At 61.0% G+C, this 8,871-nt stretch carries 8 protein-coding genes; 5 read left to right on the top strand and 3 right to left on the bottom strand.

The genetic code is table 11. From position 1 onward, the window contains the following. Positions 1 to 369: 369 nt before the first annotated feature. Genes VEZ52_RS04470 through VEZ52_RS04460 form a run of 3 tightly spaced genes read right to left on the bottom strand, consistent with a single transcriptional unit; the run spans position 370 to position 3,301 of the window. Positions 370 to 1,614: an amidohydrolase family protein gene (locus VEZ52_RS04470; protein ID WP_324835720.1), complete on the bottom strand. Its 1,245-nt coding sequence runs from the start codon at positions 1,612 to 1,614 to the stop codon at positions 370 to 372. Positions 1,615 to 1,627: 13 nt separating this feature from the next. Continuing rightward, on the bottom strand, positions 1,628 to 2,494 hold the full coding sequence (locus tag VEZ52_RS04465) for a YitT family protein (protein ID WP_324835719.1): 867 nt from the start codon (positions 2,492 to 2,494) through the stop codon (positions 1,628 to 1,630). Positions 2,495 to 2,503: 9 nt separating this feature from the next. Then, positions 2,504 to 3,301, bottom strand: coding sequence for a sulfite exporter TauE/SafE family protein (locus tag VEZ52_RS04460; protein WP_324835718.1), 798 nt, complete (start codon positions 3,299 to 3,301; stop codon positions 2,504 to 2,506). A gap of 302 nt (positions 3,302 to 3,603) precedes the next feature. Between VEZ52_RS04460 and VEZ52_RS04455 the strand changes: the two genes are divergently transcribed. The 5 genes from VEZ52_RS04455 to VEZ52_RS04435 all read left to right on the top strand — a co-directional run bounded on the left by VEZ52_RS04455 (position 3,604) and on the right by VEZ52_RS04435 (position 8,845). Next, on the top strand, positions 3,604 to 4,560 hold the full coding sequence (locus VEZ52_RS04455; RefSeq protein WP_324835717.1) for an aspartate carbamoyltransferase catalytic subunit: 957 nt from the start codon (positions 3,604 to 3,606) through the stop codon (positions 4,558 to 4,560). Then, positions 4,557 to 5,816: a dihydroorotase gene (locus VEZ52_RS04450; protein ID WP_324835716.1), complete on the top strand. Its 1,260-nt coding sequence runs from the start codon at positions 4,557 to 4,559 to the stop codon at positions 5,814 to 5,816. The genes VEZ52_RS04455 and VEZ52_RS04450 overlap by 4 nt, the downstream gene beginning before the upstream one ends. A 30-nt stretch (positions 5,817 to 5,846) precedes the next feature. After that, positions 5,847 to 7,307: an NAD-dependent succinate-semialdehyde dehydrogenase gene (locus tag VEZ52_RS04445; protein ID WP_324835715.1), complete on the top strand. Its 1,461-nt coding sequence runs from the start codon at positions 5,847 to 5,849 to the stop codon at positions 7,305 to 7,307. 22 nt (positions 7,308 to 7,329) lie between these two features. Further along, the gene (gene amrB / locus VEZ52_RS04440) at positions 7,330 to 8,229 is read left to right on the top strand and encodes an AmmeMemoRadiSam system protein B (RefSeq protein ID WP_324835714.1); all 900 of its coding nucleotides are present in this window, start codon (positions 7,330 to 7,332) and stop codon (positions 8,227 to 8,229) included. A gap of 289 nt (positions 8,230 to 8,518) precedes the next feature. Continuing rightward, positions 8,519 to 8,845: a hypothetical protein gene (locus tag VEZ52_RS04435; RefSeq protein WP_324835713.1), complete on the top strand. Its 327-nt coding sequence runs from the start codon at positions 8,519 to 8,521 to the stop codon at positions 8,843 to 8,845. The last annotated feature ends 26 nt before the right edge of the window (positions 8,846 to 8,871 follow it).

The following is an 8,871-nucleotide window of genomic DNA, read 5'->3' as shown; positions in this document are numbered from 1 at the left end:
CATGTCGCGCTTGTTGAGCACCCTGGCAATGGCTTCCTTCCAATCCAAAACTTCCTCGGTCATGTTGTCCTTCTTGGCGCAGGTTAAGAAAAAGCGGCAAGCCGCTTGCAGTAATAACGCGGTCGGCATCCCCAAACCCGGCTAAGCCGCAAATACCCCCTGGCGGCGCAACCGGCAGGCTGGCGATACATGCCGTAACGGCGTCAGTCTGCTGGGCGAATACTGCCAGCAACAAATTACCCTGACAAGGACTTTATGCGCCAAACACAAGCACAGGTAATCAAGAATAATTTCAAGGTATTTGTAGCTGCCTTCAGAGGCATGACAGCTAGTTGCGATCCTCAAAGAACGCTGCTGGCTCGTGGATGGCTAGTAGGTCAGGTTTTCTGGCAGTACACAAAAATCCGCAGGCCCGCCCTTTTCCAGCCTCCCTGCCCCGCAGCCCAGCAGATTCAGGGCGGCAGCTCCGTTGACCGTCAGCATGCGCACCAGGGCTTCCGGCGGCACGTCCATTGTTTCTCGCAACCACACCGCCTCTTTGCGCACGTCCAGATCGCGGTTGGAGGTCAGCCCGTCCGTGCCAAGGCACAACAGCGCGCCGCTTTCCATAAGCTCGCGCACAGGCGGCACCCCTACGCCAAGATTGCGGTTTGAGCGAGGGCACAGGCACAGGGCCGCGCCGCTGGCTGCCAGCACTTCCACTTCCTGCGCGTCAAGCTGCACGCCGTGCACGGCCAGGGTACCGGGGCCGAGCAAACCCAGCTTCACCGCATAGGCCAGAGGGCGCAGACCCGGCGCAGACCAGTCTGGCGGCAGCACAACCCCGGCGTACAGATCGCGCAAAGGCCCGCTGCCCGATGTGAGCAGTTGGGTTTCTTCGGGCGATTCCGCAAGGTGGAAGGAAAACACGCGCCCCATGCGGGAGCAGTCCTGCCGCGCGGCGCTGAGAATTTCCGGCCCCGTGGAATACAGGGCATGCCCGCCGGGAGCGCAACGGGCCATGAGAAAGGGATCATCGGCAAGAGCCTGACGGCAGCGCGGCGGCCAGGGGCGTTCACCATCGGCAAAGGGCGCTCCAAAGCCAAACCATTCGCAAAAATGGCTTGCGGTCAGCCCCGCCTCATTGCAGGCCGCATCGACCAGAGCCGTGCCGCCGGGCAGGGAGCCAGTGATGTTGCCCACATACAGCGTGCCATACAGGGCCAGTGCGGCGCAGGCGCTTTCCACGGCATCCGCCTGCGGGGCAGCGCCCAACAGGGGAACAAGGCTTTGCAGCCATGCGGTAAAGCCGCGCCCCCAGCGGGTTTTCTCCGCCAGATGCGAGAGTTCCAGATGCGTGTGCGCATTGACGCAGGCAGGCGCAAGACAAACAGCACCCACATCGCGCACAAGCGTGCCTGCGGGCAGCTTGGCCTGCGACCACGGCAGAACATCCTCCACCAGACCGCTGCGCACCAGCAGCACGCCGTTGTCGATCTTTTTCAGCGGGGCAAAAAGGCGGGCGGCCCGTGCCGGGCCTTCGCCGCCAAGGGTCAGAATGCTCTTGGCCCTGATGGCCAGCAAGGCCTCCGACGGCTCGTCAGATTCAGGAGATTCCGAGGTTTCCGGGTTCATGGGGCCTCCGCCGTCAACGGCTTCTGCGGGCAAACTGCCCACCCGACACATAGAACGTATTTTCCACAATGAACAGGGCGCGCGGATCAATGCTGAACACCAGATTCTCCAGCCGCTTGAGCGCCACATTGTTGGTGACGGTGAGCAGAATTTCGCGGTCCGAGCCGGAATAGGCCCCCTTGCCCCGTACAAGCGTAGCGCCAAAGCGCTCTGTCACCAAAATGGCCTCGCTGATTTCTTCACCGTGGTCAGAAATGATCATAACGAGCTTGCGGCGGTTGAACAGGCCCAGCACATATTCCAGCGTACTGGCCGAAATGAACATCATCAGCATGGAAGCAACAATGAGGTCCAGCGCCATGTGCGAGGCCGCCGTAAGAAACAGCAGGGAATTGAACAGAAAATTGAATTGCCCGATGGGCACGTTCCAGCGTTCCTTGAGCAGCACGGCAACCACATCCGTACCGCCGCTGCTGCCAAGGGTGCGCAGCATGATGCCGCAGGCTGCGCCGTGCAGCACCCCACCCACCACGGTGGCGTACACTTCGTTGGTGATAGGAATTTCAAAGGTTATGAAAAAACTGCACAACGTAGTGCAAAGGGTTCCGTAGGCCGTGTAGAGCAAAAAACGTTTGCCCACGCAGAACCAGCCAAAAGCGTACACAGGCACGCACAGCAGGGAATACCAGACCAGCGGCGTCAGCGTGCCTGTCCAGTAATTGACCAGCAGGCTCACGCCCATGACTCCCCCGGAAAGGAAGCCATGGGGCGCGGCCACGCTCTGAATGCATATGGCCATAAGAACCGACCCCAGCGTAAGCCAGAGCAGATTCCAGACCACCGATTCGGCCAGAGCCTTGTTGTATGACTGAAGCTTCATGGGTCTATGTTACAACAAGCCCCAGATCATCTTCAAGGCCACAAGGATCAAAAAACAGGCAAAACCTTTCTTGAGCTTGTCGGCAGGCAAGGCATGCGAAAGCTTTGCGCCAAGCGGGGCGGTCATAAAGCTGGCTGTGGCAATGCCCAGCAGCGCCCACAGGTTCACAAAGCCAAGCGACATGGCAGGCAGATCGGGCCTGCCCCAGCCGCCCACAATAAAGCCCAGCGTACCCGCCACGGCAATGGGAAAGCCAATGGCGGCGGAGGTGCCCACGGCATGGTGCAGCGGCACGTTGCAAAAGGTCATGAACGGCACGGAAAGCGTCCCGCCGCCGATACCAACAAAGCTCGACACAAGGCCGATAACGCCGCCCACGCCAGCGGTTCCCACCTTGCCGGGCAGATCGCGACTGGCCGGGGGCCGGTAGTTGGAGAGCATCTGCGCCGACACAAAGAGGATAAAGCAGATAAAAAATATCTTCAGGAACATGGTGGGCATATGGGTAGCAACAAGGCCGCCGAAGAACGTACCCACGAGAATGCCGGGGGTAATGGCCTTGAAAATATCCCAGTGCACCGCGCCACGGGCATTATGCGCCCGCGCGCTGGAGATGGAAGTGATCATGATGCTGGCAAGCGAAGTGCCGAGCGCCATCTGCTGCACATACTGTGCGGGAACACCCACCGTGGGGAAAATGGCAACCATCAGGGGCACCAGAACAATACCGCCGCCAACACCCAGAAGCCCGGCCAGAACACCGGCCACAGCCCCGCACAAGACGTAGGCCACAAGAGACACAAGCATGTGGTTCTCCTCGCTGAAGATACTTACAGCCGCGCCGCAAAAACGTCTGCGTTGGTGCGCGGTACGCCCTACAACTAGACAATGCCCCTGCAAGCGTCAACCGACTTTTTGCTTTACAAAGCGCCCAAGCGCGCCTACATTTGCTACTTATGAAGACCAACGCCCGTTTGCGCAATTTCCTATGGCAGGGCAAGCACAGCGCCCCCGGCCTCCCTGATTTTTTTCGCATTTGCAGGCGTTTTTCGTATTCCCCCGTTGTATAGCAACGGGGATTTTTTTTGACCTTTTTACCACGCAACGTCATGAATACCGACAATCGCTACCACTGGCCCCACAAAGACCTGCTGGACGTCACCCAACTGAACGCGGAAGACACCATGCACCTGCTGGACCTGGCCGCCAGCTTTCAGGAAATCAACAGCCGCCCGGTCAAGAAGGTGCCAACCCTCAAGGGCAAGACCGTTGTGCTGTTTTTCGTGGAAAACAGCACCCGCACCAAGACGTCCTTTGACGTGGCGGGCAAACGCCTTTCCGCCGACACCTATTCCCTGGCAAAATCAGGCTCAAGCCTGAACAAGGGCGAAAGCCTCAAAGATACGGGCCTCACCCTCCAGGCCATGGGGCCGGATGTCATTGTCATCCGCCACCCCAGCAGCGGCGCGGCGCGCTTTCTTGCGGAGCTGCTGCCCTGCGGCATCGTCAACGGCGGCGACGGCTGGCATGCCCACCCCACGCAGGCCCTGCTCGACTGCTACAGCCTGCGGCAGGCATGGCAAAACCGCTTTGCCGGACGTACCCTGCTGATTCTGGGCGACATTGCCCACAGCCGCGTGGCCCGCTCAAACATGCATTTGCTCACCATGCTGGGCGTCAAGGTGCGCCTGTGCGCTCCGCGCACCCTGCTGCCCGCCGGGGTGGATCACTGGCCCGTGGAAATCTACACGGAGCTGGACAAAGCCGTGCGCGATGTGGACGCCGTCATGTGCCTGCGCCTGCAGCTTGAGCGCCAGCAGGCGGGCCTCTTGCCCGACCTTGCCGAGTACTCCCGCCGTTTTTGCCTTGGCTCCAGCCAGCTGGCCCTTGCCGCGCCCGAAGCCAAGGTTTTGCATCCCGGCCCCATGAACCGTGGGCTTGAAATTTCCAATGACATAGCAGACGCCCCCGCGAGCCTGGTGCTGAATCAGGTTGCCGCAGGCGTCGCCACGCGCATGGCCGTGCTCTATCTGCTGGCCACGCGCAACGATGGAGTACGCGCATGAGCCTCTTGATAAAGAACGCACGCCACCTTGAAGCCCCGGTAGACCTGCTGGTGCGGCACGGCAAAATTGTCACCATGACCCCGGCAGGCCACCATACCTACGACAGCCGCGAAGTTTTTGACGCCCACGGCCTTGTGCTCATGCCCAGTTGCATTGACGCCCACGTGCACCTGCGCGAACCTGGCTTTGAATACAAGGAAGACATCACCTCCGGCCTTGAGGCCGCTGCGCGGGGCGGTTTTGGCGCAGTGATGTGCATGGCCAACACCAAACCCGTCAACGATACGGCCAGCATCACGCGCGCCATGCTCGACAGCGCCCGCAAAAGCCATCCCAACGGCCCGCGCCTCCACCCCATTGCCGCCGCCACCGTGGGCCTCAAGGGTGAGGAGATGGCCCCCCTCGCGGAACTCAAGGAAGCGGGCTGCGTGGCTGTTTCCAACGATGGCCGCCCGCTGGACAACGCGGAGCTTGTACGGCGCATCATGGAATACGGCGCAGACCTTGACCTGGTGCTCATAGACCACTGCGAAGACCCGCACCTGGCCAAGGGCTGGCGCATGCACGAAGGCGTGACCAGCGGTCTGCTCGGCGTCAAAGGCCAGCCCGCCGCTGGCGAGGCCAATCAGGCCATGCGCGACATCATGCTGGCCGAATACCTCGACGTGCCCGTGCATATCGCCCATGTTTCCGCAGCGCTGACAGTTGACTGCATCGCCTGGGGCAAGGCGCGCGGCGTCAAGGTGACTGCCGAAACCTGCCCCCACTATCTGCTGCTGGATGAAACCGCCCTTGAGGGCTACAATACCCAGGCCAAGGTCAGCCCGCCCCTGCGCACCGCCGCAGACCGCGAGGCCTTGCGCCGCGCCGTGAAAAACGGCACCATCGACATACTCGCCACAGACCACGCCCCCCACGCCGCCCACGAAAAAGAAGGCACCCTGGACGATGCCATGTGCGGCTTTACCGGGCTTGATCTGGCTGTCAGCCTCACCTGGGGGCTGGTGGCAGAAGGCGTGTTGACAGAGGCCGATGTGCACCGGCTGTGGAGCCGCCGCCCGGCAGAGATTTTCAACCTGCCCTGCAACGGCTTTACCCCCGGCGATCCAGCAGATTTCTTCCTGCTTGACCCGGACGAAACATGGGTTCCCGGGCCGGAAAACCTCTATTCCAAGAGCTGCAACACGCCATTTCTGGGGCAGACGCTGCGCGGCAGGGTCAAACACCACTGGATAGACGGCATGCAGCTGTTCTGATGCCCTGCGGGGATCATTACAGGGGGTTTTATGTACCGTATTCTGCACGATCAGGAGCTGTTCCGCAGCCAGTGCCTCATCAATGGGCACTGGCGCGATGCGGCTGACAAAAGCGTTATTGAAGTCGTTAATCCCGCCAACGGCAAGCAGCTGGGCACCGTGCCCAACTGCGGCGAGGCCGAAACCCGCGAGGCCATTGAGGCCGCGCAGGCGGCCTTTGCTATCTGGAGCGCACAGACGCCTCTGGAACGCGGCGCTCTGCTCCACGCCTGGGAACGCGCCATTGCCGAAAACATTGAGGATCTGGCCCGCCTGCTCACCCTTGAAGAAGGCAAGCCCCTGGCCGAGGCCAGAGCAGAGATCCTTCAGGGCGCATCATACTTTCCCTGGTTTGCGGAAGAAGCCCGCCGCTTCAGCGGCGAGGTCACGCCCGTATACCGGCACGGGGTGCAGGCCCTCACCCGTCATGCCCCTGTGGGCGTGGCTGCGGCCATCACGCCGTGGAACTTCCCCATGTCCATGATCCCGCGCAAGGTGGCCCCTGCGCTGGCGGCAGGCTGCACAATGGTGGTCAAACCTGCCAGCGCTACGCCGTACAGCGCGCTGGCAATGGCGGAACTGGCCGTGCGGGTGGGCATCCCCGCCGGGGTTTTCAACGTTGTTACGGGCAGCGCGCGGCGCATCGGCAACGAGATCACCTCCAACCCGCTGGTGCGCAAGCTCAGCTTTACCGGCTCAACGGCGGTGGGGCTGCAACTGGCAACTCAGTGCGGGCCTACGCTCAAGCGCATTTCCATGGAGCTTGGCGGCAACGCGCCCTTCATTGTGTTTGACGATGCGGACATGGACAAGGCCGTGACCATGGCCATGGCCTGCAAATTCCGCAATGCCGGGCAAACCTGCATCTGCGCCAACCGTTTTCTGGTGCAGAGCGGCGTGGCTGAAACCTTCGCCACCAATCTGCTCGATCACATAACCGACATGCGCGTGGGCGACGGCCTCAAGCCGGAAACCGACATGGGCCCGCTCATCAATGCCGATGCCGTGGCCCACACGGATGCTCTGGTAAAAGACGCCGTGGAAAAAGGCGCGCAACTGCTGTTTGGCGGCAAGCCGCACAGCCTTGGCGGCAATTTTTACGAACCCACCCTGCTGGTGGGCCTGACCCCGCAGATGCGCATTTTCCGCGAGGAAATATTCGGCCCGGTGGCTGCCGTCATGACTTTTGACGATGAGGAAGAAGCCATTTCCCTTGCCAATGATACGGAATTTGGCCTTGCCTCGTACATCTGCACACGCGACATGCCGCGCATCTGGCGGCTGTTCAATAAATTGCAGTACGGCATGGCTGGTTTCAACGATGCCGGCCTTGCTGCCGCCGAGACACCCTTTGGCGGCGTGAAATTCAGCGGCCTTGGCCGGGAAGGCAGCCGCGAGGGACTCCAGGAATACATGGAAACCCACTATGCCCTGTTGGGCGGGCTGAACTGAAGCGCCCGCAAGGAGTGTTCTTATGCCCGAACGTGAACCAGTCGCAGCCGGGCGTTTCTATCCAGCTTCGCCCGATGAGCTGCAAAAGGAAATCAGGTCATACCTCACGGCTGGAAAAGCCTTGTCGGCAAACGCGCCCATTGACGCCAAGCGCAAGGCGTCCGCCAGCCTGCGCGGCCTTATGCTTCCCCATGCTGGCTACGTATACTGCGGCAAGGTGCTTGGGGCCGCGCTCATGAGCCCCTGGAACAAAACAACAGCCGGAGCCAGCCTGCCGGAGCGGCTTGTGCTGCTCTGCCCCAATCACACGGGCAGAGGCGCGCCCCTCGGCGTGTGGCCGGACGGCGCATGGCGCACTCCGCTGGGCAATGTTGACGTGGATGCGGAACTGGCCGCCAGCCTGTGCGGCAAGGGCGGTTTTGCGCCCGACCTCCATTCGCACCTTGGCGAGCATTCCATTGAAGTCCTGCTGCCTTTTCTGCAATGCGTGCCACCGCAGGGAATACCCGGCGCGACCCGCCGTATTACCCCTGTATGCGTGGGCACCATGCAGCACAAGACCTTGCAGGATGCGGGAATTGCATTGGCGGAGGTCATCCGCGAGCACGAAAACAAGGGCGAGCGGATCGGCATCATCGTCAGCTCCGACATGAACCATTACGAAGATCAGGAAACCACCATGCGCAAGGATGCCTTCGCACTTTCGCAGGCCTTGGCCTGCGACCCGGAAGGTCTGCTCACCATGGTGCAGCGTGAAAAAATCACCATGTGCGGGGCGGCCCCCATGGCCCTGGCCCTGTTTGCCGCCCGCGCTCTGGGCGAACCGTGGGCGGAGCTGTGCCTTTACGACACGTCGGCCACGGCCTCGGGCGATACCCGCAAGGTGGTGGGCTATGCCGCTCTGCGCTTTGGCCTTGCCTGAAAGCATTGCATGACGCCACGGCACCGATAATTCTTGCCCACCGGGTAATCTGCTGCGCGGCAGCGGGGAACAAAACCCTGCTGCCGCGCGGTGTTCCGTGATCTGCCTTGCGCATTTTTTTGCCATATCTGACATATGCCGCATATCCCAAAAAGGCGCGCCAGCACTTGAACAGCGCCGCCGCACCTCGTCACGCTCCAATAAAGACAGACATCTGAATGGGCCGCTTCTCTGGACAGGGGGTGGCAAGTTTGCCACTATGCGGCATCACAAAACCAAGGGGATTACCATGGAAGTGTGCATCGCGTATCTGCGTGGCAAACCGATCATGCTGGAGCTGCGGGACGGCATCGCCTATCTCGACAACGAGCCCCAGCCCATTAAATATCTCGATGAAGAAAAACTTCAGGAATTCAGCGATTCCATCCGGGCCATTCCGTATTCCGCTGATCCTGGCTATGAAGCGCTGGTCAATTCCAAGCGCGCGGCCTTTATTGTTACCCTGATTGGCAGCGCCGTGGGCGAGGAATGCGTTTCCAGGCTGACCCATATTCTGGATCACGTGCATTACGATGTGCTGGAGTATCTGGGCGAAACCGGAGAAGAAGATGCTTGAAATCCGTGACCTGCATGTTTCGGTCA

This window comes from Desulfovibrio sp. (assembly GCF_035644575.1).
GTDB lineage: Bacteria > Desulfobacterota > Desulfovibrionia > Desulfovibrionales > Desulfovibrionaceae > Desulfovibrio.
This window is presented reverse-complemented; position numbering and strand designations above follow the sequence as displayed.